General features: G+C 55.5%; 5 protein-coding genes (1 of these 5 cut by a window edge). 3 read left to right on the top strand and 2 right to left on the bottom strand.

The annotated features are described in order from the left end of the window. Both ACR3ZL_RS11600 and ACR3ZL_RS11605 read right to left on the bottom strand, forming a co-directional pair. A protein-coding gene (locus ACR3ZL_RS11600; protein WP_486173469.1) for a LamG-like jellyroll fold domain-containing protein crosses the window boundary here: on the bottom strand, nt 1-9,341 show its 5' portion. Its footprint begins 12,247 nt before the window's first position; 9,341 of the gene's 21,588 nt are visible here — the first part of the coding sequence; it begins with the start codon at nt 9,339-9,341; its stop codon lies off the left edge, out of view. Next, nucleotides 9,281-15,592 carry a DUF4347 domain-containing protein gene (locus tag ACR3ZL_RS11605; protein WP_486173470.1) on the bottom strand — a complete coding sequence of 2,104 codons (6,312 nt, stop codon included), beginning with the start codon at nt 15,590-15,592 and terminating at the stop codon, nt 9,281-9,283. The genes ACR3ZL_RS11600 and ACR3ZL_RS11605 overlap by 61 nt, the downstream gene beginning before the upstream one ends. A gap of 364 nt (nt 15,593-15,956) precedes the next feature. Here ACR3ZL_RS11605 and ACR3ZL_RS11610 point away from each other — a divergent pair, with 364 nt between their 5' ends. Genes ACR3ZL_RS11610 through ACR3ZL_RS11620 form a run of 3 tightly spaced genes read left to right on the top strand, consistent with a single transcriptional unit; the run spans nt 15,957 to nt 20,828 of the window. Then, nucleotides 15,957-18,032 carry a TolC family protein gene (locus ACR3ZL_RS11610; protein ID WP_473652991.1) on the top strand — a complete coding sequence of 692 codons (2,076 nt, stop codon included), beginning with the start codon at nt 15,957-15,959 and terminating at the stop codon, nt 18,030-18,032. Further along, complete coding sequence (locus ACR3ZL_RS11615; RefSeq protein ID WP_486173471.1) at nt 18,032-18,958, top strand: efflux RND transporter periplasmic adaptor subunit; 927 nt, start codon at nt 18,032-18,034, stop codon at nt 18,956-18,958. The genes ACR3ZL_RS11610 and ACR3ZL_RS11615 overlap by 1 nt, the downstream gene beginning before the upstream one ends. Nucleotides 18,959-18,986: 28 nt before the next feature. Beyond that, nucleotides 18,987-20,828 carry an efflux RND transporter periplasmic adaptor subunit gene (locus ACR3ZL_RS11620; RefSeq protein WP_473652989.1) on the top strand — a complete coding sequence of 614 codons (1,842 nt, stop codon included), beginning with the start codon at nt 18,987-18,989 and terminating at the stop codon, nt 20,826-20,828. The last annotated feature ends 47 nt before the right edge of the window (nt 20,829-20,875 follow it).

Genomic DNA, 20,875 nt, shown 5'->3' on the forward strand with positions numbered 1-20,875 from the left:
GGCGGCCCATCATCTTCAGCCTGAGTCGTCAGCGTCAAATTGTTGGCGTTGTCCAAGACTGGCGCGTCGTTGACGGCCGTGATATTGATGTCTCGGGTGTACGTTGCGGAATCGATGTCGCCGTCATTGATGGTGATGCTTACCGTACGAGTGTCCGTCGACGGATCGTTGCTGATGTTGACATAGCGGACACTTCGTAGCGCTGTTTCATAGTTGGCAAGACTATCGGAACCGGTCAGAGTTAGCGTTCCAGTGCCGGAGTCCCAACTGCCTGAGATATTTCCGAAGTCCACGAAAATGAGTGCCTCTTCACCCACTTCGTAGTTTCCGGTGATGGCAACGACGGCCGATTCCAGGAAGTCGTCATCAACATCTGCAAAGTTCAGGTCGGGGTCGATGTAGGTTGACGCATCGTTCTCGGTGTATTCAATCGCCGTTGGTGGAGTGCTGTCCGGACGGACTTCGACGTTGTCGATATAGCCTCGGACACCCGAGTGATCGGCGGACGTGTCGGTAAAGCGGAGCGTCGTCGAAGTAGAATCAGCAACGAAGCTGTACGTGTAGAGTTGCAACGAATTTTCAGCGACGCCACTGGTGATCGCTTCGGCGAGTAACGATGCGGAACCGTTCACATCGACTTGTAGCGATTGGGACTTCGTCGCACTGCGATCGCCGTACTCAAACGTTAGGAAGTACTCTTTGCCGATTTCCGTGGTGAAGGTTTGCGACAGAACGCCCGCAGCGCCGCCGAGTTGCCCGAATCGTGCTTCGCCGTCTTGCCAATCGACATCTCCGGTTGTGGACCAGTCACTCAGGTCGCTCGTGAACTCAGCGTTTGTGATTTCGTTCTGCCCCAAAATATGAGGCGCGTCGTTGATGGCGAATTGCTGCGAAAACTCTGACGTTTCCTTCGTCGTCAGGTCGGTCGCGGTCGCAGTCACCTGCACGCCCGTCGGAATCGTCGCCGTCAGTGTCGTCGCGAACGTTGCATTTCCGCTGCCGTCAGTGGTGACGTCGATAAATCCAAGATAAGTTTCACCCTGTCCGTGACCGTTGGCGTATTCATCGGACAGGAAAAACTCAAGCCGATATGTTCGACCGGCCAAGCTGTTGAACGAACCGGATACCGCCAATTGGCTTCCATCGCTGCTGGCAGAGTCAATCACCGGGAAGTTCTGCAGCGAGTTTCCGCCGGTGTCGACGTCATCGGCGTCGTTAGCTGTGTAGTAGGGGGCCGTACCTTGAGCAACGTCTTCGCCTGTTCCCTGCAAGTCCAGGCCAACAATGCCACTGGCTGCGCCACCCTGAAGCGACAGGATCGTGCCGTTGCCGTACATCGAGTTTTGAGTGATCTCGATGCCGTAAGCACCGTTGTTCACCGTGATGCCGGCACCATAGTTATCGGCAATGATGTTCTGGCTAACCGTGATGTCGTTGGTCCCACTACGAAACGCAATCGCGTCGTATTGCACGTGCGAACCGGAAATCGGCCCCACCGCGTTCCCAACGATCGTATTGTCGCTGATGATAACGCCAGTGGTGGAACCGGACAGAATGATCGCTTGCGTTGAACTGCCGGTGATGTAGTTACCATCAATGGTAGCCCCCGTTGAGCCACTCATCGCGATAGCGTCGCCGTTGCTGTAGTTGTACCCACTGTTGATGAACTGGTTACCCGTGACTGCCCATCCGTCAGAACCATTCCCGGCGTAAAAGCCCGTGGACGTCGAATAGGCCAAGATATTGTTCGACAGGATGCCATTGTCGGCACCGCTGGAATGAACGTGCATTTGCGAATTCAATGCCGCGCCCGGATCACTAATTCCCGTCGGGGCCACACCGAAGACATTCGAGTCGATCACGGTGTTTTGGAAACCGTCGTCAATGAAGATGGCATTGGCAGATGAGAATCCATACATCGAGAAACCCTGAATCGTCACGTCGTCCGAATAGACAACCAGTCCAGAGAAACCAGACGCGCCGACAATCGCGATTTCTGGACGTTCGACGTCACTGATTGCCTGATCATTCACCCCAACTTCGCTAACGGCTCCCAAAGTGCCGGGATTCACGTTACCGCCGAAAGTGGTTTGAGACGTTCCATCCAAAATCACAGATTCGGTGATGGTCGGCAGAGCCGCAGTGAGCGAAATTTCCCAGTACGCATCCACGCCGTCCGTTCCGGTGTAGCCGGCGTCGGTGTTGAGAATCGCAAAGTTGATCGTGTCTTGGCCGAGTGTTCCGTTGGCCGCCGTGATGGCTTCACGAAGCGATACAAAGCCATCGCTTCCGCCGCCCACCGCGTACAGTTCTTCGATCGTGTAGCTGGCACCCAAACCGGTGTCGTCGACATCCGATGTCGTCGTGACGGTCAGTGTTGAACCTTGCACATCGGCAACGGTGATCGTGAATGCCTGCGCATCGGTGTGGATGCCATCGCTAACCTGAACCGTGACGGTGTAGACATTGTTGGTGTCGCCGTCATCGGGGCTCTCGTAATCCGGAGGGCTGACAAAGGTCAGGTTGCCGCTGCTGTCGATTGTAAAATCGTTCTGGTCGGCACCGCCGATGATCGAGTACGTCATTGTATCGCCGGGCAGGTCGCCATCGCTGACGGTGACTTGCGTGACAAACGAAATCGTTTCGTTGACGTTGACACTTGCCGTTGCACCGCCACCGTCGCTGGTGATCACGACGGCTTGGTCATTCACCGGATTCAGCGTGATGCTGAAAGAGCCTGTTGACGCCGATCCTGTTCCGTCATCGACGCTGAACGAGAAACTGTCCGCAAAGTTTTCGGTTCCGTCGTGGTCGTAGGAAAGCCGACCAGAATTAATATCGGCTTGAGTGAACGTGGTGGCGACCATCCCGTCCATCATCAATTGGCCGTAGCTGGGGGCTCCCGTGATCGTGTAGGTCAATTCGCCGGGGGTATTGTCGGCATCCGTTGTCTCCAGCATTGCCTGTGAAATGACATTGCTGGACGAGCCTTCGTCGAATGTCGCGCCATCGTTGGTCGAGACGACTTGTTCGTCATTGATGTCGGTCACGTTGATTGTCACGGTATCGTCGACCGAGCTGAACGCCGTCGTACCGCCGCGAGTGGTCACGTCGACGGATGTGCCGGCCGATCCGCTGGTTTGATCCCAAGCGTAATAGTCCAGCGTCATCGTCCCGCCCGTATCACCATTGGGTGTGAAACGGACTAGATCGTTGGCACGCAATAGCGTCGCATTGGAGTCTGAGAGGGGACTGAACGTCTGCCATGAACTACCGCCGTTGATGCTGTATTGCAGCGTCCCGGTCGTGCCTGTTTGTCCGTATACGGCGATCCCTTCCACCGCAGAAGGATCAACATCGCTGACGCTAGATCCTAGTAGTGCAGCAACATTCGCAGTAAATGCTCCAGCGTCTTCGGTGGTGTTGTAGGTCGGCGCATAGGGTGCCATGACCGGAGCATCGTTGACGTCACTGACGGTGATAATAGCCGACTTGGTTGACGAGCTAAAAGCGGTTGAACCACCTGTTGAGGACAGGTTTGCATGCGCCCCTGCGGTTCCTGTTGTCTGGTCCCAGGCACGAAAACCGAAGTTTGCCGGCGATCCTTCGTCGCCATTGGGTAAGAATCTTACTGAGTCAGTACTTCGTAACAAGAGAGCCGATGTGCTGCTGACCGTGCCGACATCTGTCCATGTCGAAGTTCCATCAAGCTGGTATTGCCAGGTTCCTGTACCTTCATTGTTGATGTAGATCGCGATGCCCTCCGGATCGCCATCGGCATCGGTCATGATGTCCGCGCCTCCGGTGAGTAGAAGGTCCGCGATGGAATGTCCTGTATTCGCAACATCGTCTTCCGTGATGGTCGTGAAGTAGACGTTGGCACCCGTCATCGTCGGAGCATCATTAATTCCGTCGATCGTGATTGTCACGTCCGCTGTGTCGGTTGACGTTCCATCAGTTACGGTGTAGCTGAACGTATCAGTGCCAGTCTCGCCCTCGCCCAACGAATCGAACGCGCCGTTTGCATCGTAGGAAAAGCTGCCATCAGCGTTAACGGTCAGCAGCGCGCCCGAGGCGAGCGTGAATTCGGATCCTACATTCGCTGGCACACCTTCGATTTCGCTTACAGTCAACGTGTCGCCATCGCCATCAACGTCGTTGGCAAGCACTCCGCTTCCCGCCGCAATGTTTAAAACCGTGTCCTGGTCAGTGGAGTAGAACGTCCACTGAGGACCAGCCGCACCGGAACCACCGTCGACCAAGGTGCCATCGTTGCTTCCGCCGGAATCCGCCGCGATCGTTCCGCTGGTTTCATTGAACTGCCAATTTCCTAGCAGGCCGGCTTGTGGTGTTAGGTCTTGATTGATGTTTGAAAGGATTTCGGATTGGGTCCGAGCAACGTCCCAGATGCGTACGTCGTCGATTTGACCGTTGAAATATTGGCCGGTCGGATTGTTCTCGCGTCCACCGATGATAAAGTTGTCCATCGGATCGTTTGCGTCCGTGATAGATCCGGATCCTTCATACACTTCGACCAAGACTCCGTTGACGTACGTACTGACAACACCGTTGTCATAGCTGACTGCCAAATGAGACCACTCGTTGAGCGGGACGACGTACCCTGTATCGTGCCATGCCCAGTTTGGGTCGGTGTTGTCAAAGGCCCAGCGCAACGTGCCTGTCTCGCTGATGCCGATTTCGTATTCACCTTCGCGGTTCATCACCAGCGAACCCGGACCTGCGTTGTAGGCTGCCGGATTGACCCACGCTTCCATCGTCATCGTTGAACCGGTGATTTCCAGTGATAGATCGTCTCCGATGTTGACGTAATCATCGACACCGTCGAATGTTAAACCCGAACGATCGTTGACCGCGATAGGATCATCGTTGATCGAAGTGACCGTGATCGCGACCGTGTCGGTGGCTTCGGCTTCGTCTGCCGCTAGTGCCGAAATCTCATCGGAGGAAAGGGCTCGCGTGTAGATGCGAGTATCGTCGATCAGACCTTCAAAGTCCCAGTTCGCATTGTTGTCGTCGGCACCGATACGAGTCACGTCAAGTGTGCCGTGGTTAATGGACTCGTTCAAGGTATTTGACGCTACGATCGCTCCATCCAAATACAGACTTTGTTGGTTACCGGCGTCGTCAAACGTGAAGGCAACATGACGCCATCCTGTGCCTTCCAGATGAATGTTGCTCACAATTTTTCGGAACGCCGATCCGTTGTAGAACTGCGCGGTGAGCCCGTCTGTATCGTCGATTCGCAGAATAAGGTTGTTGCTAATGTTGATGATGTCGGAGCCGCTTGCGCCTAAGCTATCGAGGTTGATCCAGGCAGCCAATGTCACGTTAGCGGGCTGACCAAATCGACTCGCCACTTCAACATAGTCAGCCGTGCCGTCCAGGCTGAGTACTTCGCCGCGAGTCCCATCAACGACGATCTTTGCATTGCCGCTGAGCGTTCCGTCGTAGGAAGTTCCGGCGCTTTGGTCGTTGGCATTGCTGCCTGTAAAGGTGTAATGCGCTTCGAGGTCAACGGCGAGCGCTGTGGTCACGTTCAACGTCACGGCGCCATGGAAGTTAGCATCCGGCGTGAATGTCATGCCTTCGAGTGCTGCGTTGATATCAGACTCGGTTCCGTTGACGACCATCGAACCGCTGTCTTGGCTGCCTTCGACAAAAGTTAGCCCTGTCGTTTGCGAGAGCGTCAATACACCATCGTTGACGGAAAGCGAAACTTGGAACCAATCGTCGGCCACTCCATCATCGCCGATCGTAACCGCGTTGCCATTAGCAACATTGAATGTCAACACTTCGTCTTCGGCGACGGATTGCGGTCCCGGAACGATTTGATTGGCGTCCAGTTCGTTCGTCAAATTGATCGCGAACGTTTCGCTGTAGACGAGCGAACCGCTGTCGGTGACCCGTACGGTCAAGTCAGGCGTTGCGTCCGATTCATAGTCAAGCAGCGTGCTGTCTAAAATCGAAATCACACCCGTATTGGCGTCGATCTGGAACGCGCCGCCCGCATCATCGGTGAGTTCAAACGTGTGAGTGTCAGCCGGGTTGGGGTCGCTGACAGTGACGGTCCCCACGACGGTTCCGGTTTCAGCATTTTCGCCTATCGAGTTCGCTGCTATTGCCAAGTCCGTCGGCCCGTAGTTAGTCGGCTGCGGATTGATGATAAAGACTTTGTCGAACGTATTGCCGACGCTGTCGGTGGTGCGGATCGTCACGCTACGAGGCGGATCGTTTTCAGCATCAAACGCTGCACCTGCTTTGACTTTCAAGTGTCCTTCAACGATTTCAAAATCATTCGTGTCCGACGCGACGATTTCGTAGGTGTGCGTATCGGCGGCGTCCGGGTCGGTAGTGGTGAACTTACCGATGATCGCACCGGTTTCGGTGCTATCGACGAGGCCCTGAGTGTAAATCCGTTGCTGGACGACGCTTCCCAATTCGCGGTCATACGTGGTCCATGCGAAGATCAGCGAGCCGTCGGCACGTTCGGTTAGACTTGGCGAAACATTCCAACCATCGGAAGTGTCGCTGACTCGGAACTCATCGCTGGTCGCGGTTCCCGTGGCATCGAACGTTCGGCCCCAAATGGCGGCGCTTTGGCCGTCACCGCTACCGATCCAAGTGGCTGCGAACCCACCGGTGCTAAGCGATTGAAGGCTGACCGAATCTTGGTCCCCGGCTGTGATCTGCGAGACGAGGAATTCACTTCCGCTCGGTGTGCCATCGGCATCTAAAAGTTGCGCGTAAACACCGTAACGACTTCCATCCGTGCCACTGCTCTGCCATGCTACGGCGTACTTGCCGTCTGAAAGCGTGACAACGGATGGATGAAGTTGCGAACTGTGCTCGCTGGTGTTGACCAGGAATTCATCATCGGCCGGCGTGCCGTCGGCGTTGAACAGTCGTGCCTTGACGCCCCATCCGCTGCTGTCTCCCGTTGAGTCGCCCCAAGCGACCAGGAACTTGCCATCGGTGCCGTAGCTCACTTCGCCGTAGTACTGAACGCCCGAGACATTCTGGTTGACCATCGTCTCGACGCCAACCTTGTTGCCGGAGGCGTCGAAGCGTTGGAGAAGTTGCTCGTAGGAGTTCGCGACGCTGTCGTACTGCGCACTCATGTAGGTAACGACAAAGCTGCCGTCATCGGCCACCGCGATGTCCGGCACCTGCTGAACCGAGTGGGTAACTGTATTGACCAGTTGTTCGCTTCCGACCATCGTGCCGGAACTGTCATAGCGAGCGACCATCACACCATAGCTGTTGCCATCATTGGTCGTGGTCCAAGAGGCAACAAACCCGCCGCCCGGCAAGGCTTCCACCGCCGGGTAGAGTTCGCTGTTAACTGTTTCAACGTTAAGCACAAACTGCGCACCGACGGGGTCACCGGCTTCATCGTAAATCTGTGCAATGATTCCCGCCGAAGTTCCGCCTGTCGCTTCAAATCCGTAGTTGTGCCAGAGCGTGATGTGACCACCACCGGCAAGTGCCGTCACATGTGGGTACAGATTGCCGACTTGCGCAAACGTCTCGGTTTCCAGAATGGCGGTCTGGGCGGTTCCGTCCACATCAAAGTGTCGTCGGAAAACCTTGTCGTTGGTTTCAGTGGCCTCGGAGTAGTTGCTGGTCTTTTCCCAAGCAAATACGATCTCGCCGTTTTCTAGTTGGGCGACGCTGGGCAGCAATTGTTGGTAGTTGACTTGTTCTGTACTGACCTCGAATTCGCTGCCGACCAAATTGCCGGCGCTGTCATAACGGGTAGCCAGAATCCGTCCGTTCGTTCCCGAGTCATCGGATACATAGGCAACGAGGAACCCAGCGTCGTCGAGCGAAATGACTTGGTGGTGGAACTGATTGCTTGTAGTGGTAACGTTAAGGAGGAACTCGTCTTTTTCAAGAGTCCCGTTGACGTTGTAGATTTTCCCCTGGACGCCGTAGCTACTGCCGTCCGAAGACTCGTAGGTCACCAGCACACTGTCGGCGTCCAGTTGAACCATTTCAGCGCGATGCTGCGTGCCGCTGGTGGTTGTGTTGACCAGGAATTCTGCTCCGTTGGCCGTGCCATCGGTATTGTAGAACCGGCCCATGATCGCCGATCCCGACCCATCATCGGCGGTGTTGTCGCTTCGCCATGTCAACAGAAAGCTGCCATCCGCGAATCCAGCAACTGCGGTTTGGTATTGGTGATCTGTTTGTGTGGTCGCATGAATTTCCGCGCCGACTGCGGTACCGGTCGAATCGTATTTCTGTGCAAACACGTCGCTGAAGTCAGCATAGCCATCACTGTCTTCATCGACTTGGCTACGCCACGTGATCACAAACCCGCCATCACCGGTGGATGCGACATCCGGGTAATACTGATAATAGGTTCCGGTTGTGTTGACCGTGAAAGCGTCATCGAGTTCGTTGAAATTGGCGTCAAAGCGCTGTGCTCGGATCTCGTAGGCGTTGTCGTACCAAGTGACGACGTGAGTGCCGTCTTCCAACGTGGCGACATCAAATTCAAGATCGCTGTAGGTCAGAATTTGACGGCTCATGATGTCGGGTTCGCCAACCGCCACGCCATCGTCATCATAATGCTGGGCCATGATGTCATAGCCCGAGTTGTAGTCGTAGTTGGTGTACAGCAACACGTAACCACCGTCGGCTTTGGGCACGACGGAGCTGTAAATACTGCTGTAACCGGTGTAGGTCTGAAGGTCCTCAATTGGTTGGGCGATCAAGTCGTCGCCGGGCGTGACCAATTCAATATCGGTGGGAGCCGAGTTGAAGCTGCTGCTGGCGGTTTCGTAGGTTTGATCGCTGAAGCGGAACTGTTCGACGCCGGATAGCGTGTCGCTACCATCACGCGGCGTGTTGCTGTCCGTGACCGTCCACGTCCCGTCCATGTTGTCGGTGATGGTGTAGTCAGACGCTTGACCGGTGAACACGGCCACGTCGCGACCGATCCCGCCCTCGATCACATCGTCACCGGATCCACCAGTGATTACGTCGTCCATGCGTTCAGGAAGGATCTCGATCACGTACGCATAAGACAGCACTTCGGACGCGTCGCTCCAGGTGCCATCCGCGTTCAGAATCAGAGCATCCTCATTCTGAGCGCCGTTGGGATCACCGGATACGAAGTTCTCGTAACTGATTGGTGTTCCATCGTTCCATACGAAAGCGTCCTGGTGTCCCGTGTCGCTGGCACCCAACCAAATCGTTGCTCCACCGGCCAACGATTGCACGTAGGCGTTTTCGGCCGCGGTGCCAATTTGTACTAGGCGACCGGATTGCCCGAGCACGCTGAACGATTCGGCTGCTTCTTTGTGCTGTCCCAATCAGTGGTGCCAGAGACAAGCTTGTAGAACTTGCCAGTCGATTCGTTGTAAACGAGCGACGGATCCGCGGCCAACATATCGGCGACCGTCGTGTCATCGGCGTTGATCACGTCGTCGCCATCACCACCATAGATCTCGTCGTTTCCGCTTCCTGCATTGATCGTGTCGTTGACGACCGCTCCGCCGTCCGCCACACCGTCCGCGTTGCCACCATAGATCGTGTTCCCGCCGCCGGTGCCAGTAATGATGCCATCATCATTTCCGTCGGTTAGGTCGTGGAAGATATCGCTCTGATCATCAACCGCGATGGTCATCGTTTCGGTGTAGCTATTGCCAGCCGCATCGGTGACCTGCACACGGATGTCATGCGAGGCTGCGATTTCGTAGTCCAGCATCGCTCCTGTGGCGACTGTGATCTCGCCGGTGCTCGCATCGATTTCAAATCGGCCATCGGCGTCGTCGGTCAACGTGAATGTGAAATTCGATAGGACTTCGCTGGCATCCCATTCGACGACGTAGGCGTGGTTGGCAAAGTTGGTGTCGTCCGCCCAGCGGCCGTCGGATTGCAAACGGAGGAAGATTTCGTTGATTCCATCCGTCAGACCCATTTGACTGACGTATTCACCGGTGACGTTGCTGCCGCCATTCCCGCCGGTCCAAAAAGTCTCACTTGATTCGACGCTTCCGTCCAGCCAATTCCAGGTTCCGGCTGTTCCTGCGTCACTAGCTCCGAGCCAAACCTGATTGCCTGAGTCGATGACGTATTGAGCAATCAACGAGTTTTCGTAATCCGAATCGATCGTGACAAGTTGTCCGGAAACGCCGTTCAAGTTTGAGCCGGTTGCTGCCGCCAATGCAACCGTGAAGCTCTCCGTTGAATCGACGAAACGATAGAACTTGTTCGTCGCCGCGTCATACGTCAGCGTCGGATCGTTGTTCAGGGTCGCCGTGACTGCGGCCGGGATCTCAATGACTTGGACATCGCCGAGCAGCGCCCCGGCTCCGCCTGATTCGCTAAGCGAAGCGAACTGCAGAACGGTGCTGGTTGAATCTGCTGTGAACGTGAACGAACGTGGGCCCCAAAGAAGATTGGAACTGGACCAATCCGATGAGGACTCGTGAACAAAATCCTGCGATTCGCCGCCTGCGCTGACCCGAAGCTCCTGTTGTTGTTCACTGCCGAAATAGTTGCCGCTCATCGCGAAGACGACTTGATATTGGCGGCCTTCTTCCGTGGTCAACATCTGGCTAATGGCACCGGGTTCGCTGCCGTCCAAGTCGATCGCGTAGCCTCCAAGTGGACTATTGGCGAGAGTACCTGCTTCCAGATCGACATCGCCCGAGTCAACTGTCCAGCCGCCGAATGTCTGCCCGGTCGAGTATTGGGTATAAGACGTCTGACCGGATTCGGTGAACAGTCCGTCGATCGCAATGTCGTTGTGGGTATCCGCATCACTGGGAACGACGTAGCCAACGCTGGTTCCATTGGTGGCGTTCTCGGCGATATGCAAGTCTTCGACCGGCGTACTGGTAACAAAGCCCGCGCCAGTTGCATGCCCGATGATTAGATTGTTTCCGCTGACCACATCGACGGCTTCACTGGACCCGTTGAAGCCATTCATTTGCCAATTGGCGACCAGGCCAGTGGGCAAACTTCCGCTATCGAACTTGTTTTGATAGTTGAGCGAGATCTCGGCTTCGCTGCGGACTTCATTCCACACACGGACATCATAGAAGGTTCCACTAAACGCTTCATCCGAATAGGAATCGCCTGCGTCGTCTGGATTTTGGCCAAGCACTAATTGCGTCGCGCTGGCATTGTGCAAGGCAACTCCCGTGCCCACTCCGCTAAGCGACTCGACGTATTCTCCGTCGATGAAGACTTGAACTGCACCCTGTGTGTTATCCCACGCGACGGCGATGTGATGTCGTTCACCATCAAGCAGTTGCGAATACATACCTGAGGTGGAATGGGATACGTCAGCAACCGAAATAACCATTGTTCCATCGGGATTGATCGCTACACCAAACTCGGTTGCAATGCCGTTTTCCTGGTAGTCAATGATCGGGATCGATCCGCTGGGCACCGAGTCAATCTGGAACGATGCTTCGAGTGTCAATTCGGTCAATCCGCCAAGGACTGGTCGACCATCGGTGATGTAGAGATAACTGTCGTTGCCACCATCGGTATTTAGTTCGATACCGCTGGAAAGATCGGAGGGCGGACTGTTGGACTCGACCAGATCATTTAATGAAACGGTGAAGACTTCGTCGTAGGTATTCGCGTTGACATCTGTCACACGAACCGTCAACGAGTGCGTCGCGTTAGTTTCGTAATCCAGCAGCGAGCCGTCGGCAACTGTGATTATGCCTGTGCTGCTGTCGATTGTGAAAACGCCGGCCACTGTTTGCGAATTGATCGCGTAGGTCAGGGCATCGGTTGTATCCAGAACATCGTCAGCATTCCATTCGACGATGTAGCCATTGACGCCATCCCCATCATTGATTTCGTCGTCCCAGTTGCCGTCTGGACGCATCACCAGGTACTCCTGGTTTCCGCCGAAGTCGTTAGGCTCAGCCCCATCAATCCAATTCTGGTACATGCCGTCAGGTGCGTAACCGTCGACACCACCCGTCCAAAACAGATCGGTACTGCTACCCGATTGCTCCCAGTACCATTGACCTTCGCTGAGTCTATCTGTACCGCCGAGCCATAGTTCGATCCCAGCGGTGGAGGTTAAATCGGCGACGATTTCTTGTTCGGCGGCGCTGCGGACGGTTGCTAGTTGGCCATTAACACCGTTCAGCGATGCCACCAGCGAGTTAGCCTGTGCAACGGTCCAATCGGTATCGGAGGTGACGACCTCATAGAACTTGCCGGTCTCGGCGCTGTAGGTGAGATTGGGATTGGCAGCCAGCAACGCGGCGATTCTTGAATCTCGCTCAGCGTCCTGACCGGAGACACTGCCGACGACGCTTCCGTTGAGCGGGTTTTCATCAATTGAAAATGTGAGTGCTGCTTCACTCGCCGAGAATCCGCTTTCGCTGGTGTGCTTGACCGTCAAGTTGTTACCACTGACCGATTCGGTGATAACACCATCGCTCGATAGGTCATTGAAGTTCCACTGGGCCAGCATCCCAGACTCATCGAACGGCAGTTCGGTTTGGTAGCTGCCTGCCATCTCAGCGTCGGTACGGACATCACCAAAAATTCGGGCGTTGAACAACGTGCCGCTGAATACCTGATCGGTTTGGAAAGTTCCCTCCACCGAGTCTTGTTCTTGACCAAAGACGAGTTCACCTCCGCTCGCGATCACGTGGCTCTGTTGCAACAGCGGATCTCCAGCGAGCGCACGGCTGTCGGCAACCTCGCCGTCGACATAGAAAACCCATTCGCCCGTTGACCCATCCCAGGTGAAACCAAGGCTATGAGTTTCGCCGTCAAGCAGGTCTCGATAGTCCATTGCATCCGAGAAGGCATATGAGTTGCCGATTGTTAGCAGCAGATCTCCGCCGGTAGAAATGTACAACAGGACTTCGTTGCTGCCTCCGCCGGTCGCATACGACAACAACGGGACACCACCACCTGGATCATTACTCTCGAACTGAACTTCATAGCTCAGTGAACCAAGTCCGCCGAGAATCGAGCCCCCGTCATCAGCCAACAGATAGACGTCGTTTCCACCGTCATCGTTGATGTTCAATCCGCCATCGTTCGTGACTGTCCCAGACAGGTCGGTGGGTGTGTCGGAACGATAGGCATAGAGATCGCCCATGTCCGTGTTGTCAACCGCGTAGTTGTACACTCGCACGTCATCGATCAATCCAGTGAACTCACCGCCGACGGAACCGATGTCGAACGCACCGATCTTCACCGAGGACGCACCTACCAAATCGTCGAAGAACACGGTCGTGCTGGCATCGCCTTGCGAATAGGTCACATCCCCACCGGTCAGTTCGACCCCATCGATGAACAGGCTGGTGCCGCTGTCATTGGTGGTGACGGCCACATGGTGCCAAGTGTCGTCATTGATGGTCGCGGTAGAGGTCGCACGCATGAGAGACGAACCGCCCGCGTTGACGGCCCAAATCAGATTGCCATTTTCGACCCACAGCGAAGCGAAGTTGTCGGTTGCTCCATCGCTGATGTCAAAGATGGTTGAGAATCCTGACGTGGAAAGTTTGACCCACGCGGAGACGGTGCCTTCGGTGAGTGCCGAGAAACTGCTGACGTTTGCCGATAGATCCACGTAGTCGCCCGATCCATCGAGCGTCAGCTTTCCGTCACCAACTTGGTTCGTGCCACTGGTCGTGTCGACCGACGCGTCACCTTGGAGCACGCCGTCAAAACTATTTCCGCTGCTGTCGGTCGCACTCGATCCTGAATCAAATTTGTAGTGCGCAAGCAGTTCAGGGGGCGCGACATATTCATAAGCCCCAATGTCCGGCGTTCCGTCTCGTGCGACGCTTCGTTGATCTTCGGTTGCCGAGGACAAGATTGCTGCGTTGTACGCAATGCTGTTGTTATCGATCGCGTGGACGTATTGCCCCGATGTGGCATCGACACTCAATGCAGCCAACGCGGGATCGCTGCCGAGGATATCCGTGCCAACGGTACCTGTGACACCTGTGTTGTGTTCGATGATGTTGTAGCCGCCGCTGACTATGGCACCGTGAATGTCGCTGCCCCCCAAATCGGACGAGTTGTCAGCGAAAATGGAGGCTTCAGCATTGACCGTTGCAGACGAAACATAGACACCGCCACCATAGCCATTGACATTCAGGACGGTGTTGTTGGCGATGGTCGAGTGTACAAGATTGAGTGTGCTGCCTGCGTTTTCGGCGTAGATACCACCGCCGTAGAATTCGGCGGTGTTGCCGCTGATCGTCGAGTTGGTGATCGTGGTGGTTCCGTTGTAAACGTGAATCGCACCGCCATTCGCACCACTGGTGTTGCCAACGAATGAGGTGTGATCGAGCGTTGTCGTTCCTCGAGAATAGATCGCACCGCCACCGACATTCCCGACGGTGTTGTCGGTGAAGGCGACATCGGTAGCCGTGAAATTGCCCTCGTTGTAGACCGCCGCACCTTCTTCGGTACCAGCTGACGCGCCCGTCAACGTCATGTCGCTGATCGTTAGATTTCCTGCGTTCGTTACGTAGAAAATTCGATCACCGAGTGATGACGCATCGAGGATGGTCGTTCCAAGACTGCTACCAGTGATTGTGATCTGGCTCGTAACATCTAAATCGCCAGTGGCAGATGCGTTTTCGAATTGGCCCGCTATGTCAAGGATGTAGGTGCCCGCTCCGAGAACAATCGTGTCAGCGCCAGCTGTATTGTTGGCCGCAATGATCGCCTCGCGAAGTGAAATACCGGTTCCACCCGGAGTTCCTTCGAGCGCGGTGATGCTCGACGTGGTTCCATCGTTCTCGTCGTCGGTGGTCGTTACCGTGATCGTCGCCAGCGTGTCATACCACGATGCCTGCGCCGCGAATCCGAATGCAACGTCTGTCGTCACGTCACCGACGGAGTATTCCAGGATCCAGTCACCACCGAGGTCTGCGTGACCGGTCGCATCGTCACTGGCCGCGACGTCGCAATTGCAAACCAACGCGAGCATCTCGATCAAGTCTTGACCTTCGGTCGTGCTCGCAAGATCGCAACCGTAGATTAACAAGTCGGCATTGCTATCGAGAGAGTGCCCCCATGAGGCAATGTCGCCGGCGTATTCCAGCGAGGTTTCCCCGTTCAGCTCGATGTTACCAAGCTGGATTCCGTCACCGTCACCGTGGGACACCAGGTGAATGGCATCGACGCTCGATAGGTTCGCCAACGCTTGGGTGATCTGGTCGATACCATTTTGATCTTTGGAAAGTCGAACGATCCACCATTGGGTGTCGTTGTCACCACCACGCAGGTTGTCGATCAGTGTCTCACTATCGGCGACGCCTTCATCAACGAAGATGACCTCGATCGGTTTTGAAGGATCCAGTACCGACGTACCGCTAGCCGGGTCGTACAGCTCGGCTGCGATTTCAGTTTCACGGTCTGTTTCCGGCGTGGCTTCACCGGCAGCCGAAAGCATGGCGGCTTCGATCTGGTCGATCTCAAGCTGCAACGCATCGACTTCGGCTTGAAGCTCATCAATCGTTTCAGCGTCGGGGGCAATATCGCCTCCATCGAACCCCTCACCGGAGAGAAGGACGCGGTCTTCGAGCTTGAAGAAGTGAAAGTTTCGCTTGGTCATATATTTTACCTCAGTGACCTAAACGACAGTTATTCACACGTACATGAGACGGCTGCTAAGCGGCGTTGAATGGGGGAAGTGTGAGGGTTAGCGGGACAAGTTGGATAATTCCGAATGCTCAGCGGAATTTTGGGTGCAATCGGTGGATTCGGATCTGTCCTTGTAATCGGAACCTGAATATGTCCGACAAAGACAGTTGTGCACCTACGCGCGTCATCGCGCGGTTCGGTCGTTCCCTCATGCCCCGGGGGAGGTGCGCAACAGAAACTCTAGCTCACTATCACAGGTCGGGATGCTAATCCCCCACTACACACGCCGATTTTTCCTACTGAAGCTCGCCTCGCCGCGTGTGGACGATAGGTGCATGCCTCGGCCGAACGTTGGCTTAGAGGCGGTTATCGCGGCCGCTTTCACCGGCATGGTGTGTCTGATCTTGGTATCAGGACCGTGCAGCACGGTGTATGCGGAGGAAACGGCTGGGCGCGCGGATGCCTTCAGCGCGTTTTTGAGTCAAGTTTCAGCGCAAAATACTCAATCCGAAGCGCCGAATGTCCCGGTCGAGACGGCTGTATCGAATACCGGCGGCGAGGCGTTTGCTCACTCGATCGGGATGCAAAATGGTTCTGGTTGGGGGCAACCATCAACCGCCGAGCCGATTGCTAGCACACCCGTGGAGCAATCCACTGTCACAAATGGAGTTCATCCGTGGTGGGAAACTCACGCAGCCGACTACCTATTGGACTCACCCCACTTCCTGCAGGTGGACGTGCCGACCTTGTTAACGGACACGTTGGAATCGAGCCCACGGATCAGTGCGATTAGCCGGCGGACCTCGATCGCGTATGAGAAGATTGTTCAACAGCAGGCTGCTTTTGATCCAGCGGTGCTTCTGGAGACCGGTGTGGGCCGAGTGAACGATCCCGTCGGCAGTACGTTGACGACCGGCGGGCCACCGCGTTTGATTCAGGATTCGTTTACCACTAGCGCTGGCGTACGGAAGATTACGCAGCTAGGCACGATCGTTGATCTAAGTCAAGAGATTGGCACGTTGGCCAGCAATAGCCAATTCTTCGATCCGGCACACCAAGGCAATTCACGGCTTAGCTTGAGCATCACACAACCGTTGATGGCGACAAGCGGGCGAGTTTACAACACCCGTTTGGTAACGCAGGCGTCGATCGACAGTCATATCGCATGGCAGCAATTGCGGTTGGATTTGGAAAGCCATCTGATCGAAACGTTGAACACGTTTTGGCGATTGTATGAACGCCGTGCCCAGTTGGTGCAACAGAAGGCTTTGATCGCCCGTGGCGAGCGGATTGGGAAACTGGTCGCCGCTCGTGTGTCATACGATTCCGGACCGCTGCAGCAGATCAAGGTGACGCGTCGTTTGGCATCGGACCAAGATCGATTGTTGGAACTAGAGGCTGAGGTCGAGCGATTGCAGGTTCAGTTGAAATCGCTGGTCGGTAGTCCAGCGTTGATGTCCATGGACGATCGGATTGAACTTATTCCATTGGCCGATCCGAATCTGCCCGACGAGGACTTTGATGTCCGCGATTGCGTTGTGCGTGGTTTGGAGTACCGCGCCGATATCATGGCCGCGACGCGTCAATTGGCGGCCTCCGGTTTGGAGGTCAACGTGACCAAGAATGAATTGATGCCGCGGCTAAATGCTGTCATCGATGCATACTTATCCGGTTTGAACGGAAGCAACGCGATTGGCGAATCGTTGGTGGATCAGTTCAGCGAAGGCGGTCCAGGCATCACTGCGGCATTGACATACAATCTGCCTTGGGGGCGTCGTTCGGCCAAAAGTCGGCATCGCGAAGCACGCTACCGTTACCAGCAACGCAGTGAAGAACTACGAACCGCTTTGTTGGTCGCGAGACGCGAAATTGAATCCGCGGTGATTCGTGTTCGCGTGGGTGCAGCACTGCGTGCAAGCAAGGCGGCGACGTTAGCGGCATCACGCCGAGAAGAAGAAATCGCCACACGCCGCTGGGAAACACTGGCTGGTGATGGCGGACCTACCGCGTTGGTGTTGGAAGACTTGCTTGAAACCCAGAAACGGCACACCGATGCTGAGCAAGCTTATGTTTCGGCACAGGTGAACTACCTGATGGAACTGGTCACATTGCAGCAAGCGATGGGGACTTTCCTGATCCGAGAAGGCATCGAACCCACCCGCGTCAACAGCACCAGTCGAGTGGAAATTCTTGCGACGACACCGCAAGATCCAGAAGCCTACCCGCTGGAGCATTGGACGGAACCGTCAACGAACCGGTTCGATCCGAACTGGAGTGAAGCCTCCGGATTTCGACGAAGCCTGATTGGCCAGCCCGAAATGCTTGAAATTGAAATACCCGCCAGCGAAGCATCCGCCAGTGGCGAATCCGTTATCGACCGGTCACTTAACGACCCAACAGGGGATCCGTGATGATGAACCTCAACCGAAAATCTGTCCTATCGCTTTGTTTGACGGCCTCAAGCTTGGCGTGGACTTTAGTTTCGACGCGAGCAATGGCTCAATCAACGCCGAGCCCATCGGCGGATCCGTCGAGTCACGCCAGTGAGCCTGATGTGAACGTCAGCTACGAAGGTTTCTCGCAACCGATCAGTGACGTTTATATCAGCACCGAAGAGGTTGGGGAGCTGGTAAATGTACCGGTCAAGCTTGGCCAGCGTGTGCGTCAAGGTGAACTGTTGGCCCAGTTGCGAGACGATTCTGAACGGGCCGCGTTGGCGGTTGCCAAAGCGCAAGCAAACATGGTTGGCGAAGTTGAAGCGGCCAAGGCAAGCCGGTTGCTGCAGGTTTACCGTGTTGATCAATTGAATCAGCTACTGAACGACCGCATGGCCGGCGATGAGGAACTACGCCGAGCCAAGATGGAACTTGCCGTCGCGGATGCTCGCGTCTTGGTTGCTGAAGAACAAAAGAAGCTTCGTGATATCGAAGTGAAACGTCTGGAACTTCAGGTCGATAGCCGCCAGCTTCGTGCTCCGTTTGATGCGGTAGTCGCCGAGAAGAGTCTTGATACCGGTGCGTCCGTGACACCTAGCCGCGCAACGCTCATGCGTCTGATTCGTGTCGATACATTGATCGGCGTGTTTAATGTGCCAGCAACGAAGTCGTTTGCAATGAAGCCTGGGATGGCCACGCAGGTCTATTTCCGGGCTGCTCGCCAAACGGTTAACGCGGTGATTGATTCGATCGCGCCGGCGATCAATGGCGAGAGCGGAACGGTCCAGGTTCAGGTACGCATCGAAAATCCAAATGGGAACTTGCACCCAGGCGATCGCTGTTCCATGCGTGTCTCGCCTATCCAACAGATCACCCGACGTTCGACCTCTTCGCATCGCTAGTCAATCAGTTGAACGATAAGCCAATATCATGACCCAGGATTCCAGCATCACCGATCTCTCGACATCATCCGCTTCCTCGAAGGGGACGCTGGACGCTCGCGCACATGCGGATGCAACCGCGTCGATGCTAGATGCTGCGAGCTCACGCGATGCTGGTTCAAAGGCGGTTGGGGCAAGTGCTAGCGATCCGGGAATGGTTAATGCGGCGGAACGCTTGGCGGCTGCGACTCAGGCGGCCGCGGCCGCGCTCGATGAGCCTACGACGGATGCTGTGAGGACATCGGGTATCAACGCAATGGATGCGAAGCAGTTTGCGATATTGTGGCATCCGTTGCTATCCAGTATCGCGGCGGCCGTCGATCGGACAGCGGCAGCGGAGCAAATCGTTGAGCATTTCACAACGATGTTGCCTGACCACATCGTGCGTTTTGGATGGTCCAAGCCGACTGCAGACGATCGCAAGTCCGGCACGCAAAACTCGGCGAAACCCATAAGAGTAGCGGAGCAACAGCCTCTCGCGGAACCGACCTCGGCCAAGGCAGCGAATGAATCGAAAGGCACTGTTCGGGATGCTCAACCGGTGCTGCATAAGGTGCTCGATTCGCGATTGGGTTGGCTGGGCGAAGACAACTCTGTGTTTCAATCGTTGTTGCGTAGTTTCGAAAAGGCCGACGATCAAGCCAAAGCGATTCGTTATGAATCTGCAAACCTGGTTTTGGAACTTGGTACTGAACTATGCCCAACGCAGCGGGCCAGCATCTGGATCCGTCCTCCGCAATCCAGCGGTGAAGAACTGGAACGGTTCTCGCGGATGATTCCAGCCGAGGTATTGGCCACGACCGGCAACGTGTTCTTCAGCCGTCCTTCCAACGCTCGTCTAGGACGTTTCGGGGCCGTCGCCATGCGATGGTGGTCACATCGAGCTTCGCTAGGGATCGCTGTGCTGACAATTGCCATGTTGTCTTGCATTCCGGTTGCTTATCGAGTGGATGCATCCGCAACCGTCACGGCGATGGATGCTCGGCGTGTCGCGTCCCCGATTGACGCCACACTATTGCATGCTCTTGTTCGCCCGGGCGATTCGGTGAATGCGGGTCAGGCGTTGTTGGAGCTGGACGGTCGTCCCTTGCGAATCGAGTTGGAATCGTTGACGGCCGAAATTGAAGAAGCAACTAAGGAAGAAGACATCGCTCTAGCAGGAGGCGAAATTGCGGAAGCCCAACTCGCTGGCCTGCGTCGTCAAACACTCACCCGTCGGCGTGAATTGATTGTTGATCGTTTGGACAAACTGGTCGTTGTGAGTCCAATTGATGGAATCGTAATCCAAGGTGATCTGCAGCACTCGCTGGGAACACCGTTAGAGGTGGGGCAAACGCTATTGGAGATCGCACCACACGACAGCGTGGAAATCGAGCTAGAGATTCCTGAGGTCGAAATCGGGTTTGTGGATTCAGGGACTCCTGTGCAACTGTGGTTTCCAGCGGTCGGCCGGTCGACTTTCAACAGTAGCGTTTCTACGGTCTATCCCTCGGCTACGATCCGGGATGACGAGAACGTCTTTATCGCAAAGACACCTATGCCGACGGCTGATGGGGAGGCTATGGAACCGGTGGCGAAACAGCCTGCAATATTTGAGATGGGAGTTGGCGGCAATATTGGTGTCGGTGCTGGAAGCGTGATCTCGACTAGCGAAGGTCAGCCTGAATTGACCGAGGACGTTCGCGATGTTGATCCGCAAGTTCAACTGGCCGTGAGTCAATTGCGAGTCGGGATGCGTGGCGAAGCGGTTGTCTTGGGGCCAAAAAGACCATGGGTGTGGAAATGGATTCGATTGCCAGTCCGGCGAATGGGGTGGTTAATCGGATGGTGAATCAAAGTGGGAAAGGGCCCCAGGAAACAGGGCCGCTAGAAACAGGG

The organism is Rhodopirellula sp. J20-39, assembly GCF_057365095.1.

What these genes read in the sequence shown, in the direction of transcription:
- ACR3ZL_RS11610 (WP_473652991.1), top strand. Translation starts at nt 15,957, where the DNA reads ATGCCTCGGCCGAACGTTGGCTTAGAGGCGGTTATCGCGGCCGCTTTC.
- ACR3ZL_RS11605 (WP_486173470.1), bottom strand. Translation starts at nt 15,592, where the DNA reads ATGACCAAGCGAAACTTTCACTTCTTCAAGCTCGAAGACCGCGTCCTT.
- ACR3ZL_RS11615 (WP_486173471.1), top strand. Translation starts at nt 18,032, where the DNA reads ATGATGAACCTCAACCGAAAATCTGTCCTATCGCTTTGTTTGACGGCC.
- ACR3ZL_RS11620 (WP_473652989.1), top strand. Translation starts at nt 18,987, where the DNA reads ATGACCCAGGATTCCAGCATCACCGATCTCTCGACATCATCCGCTTCC.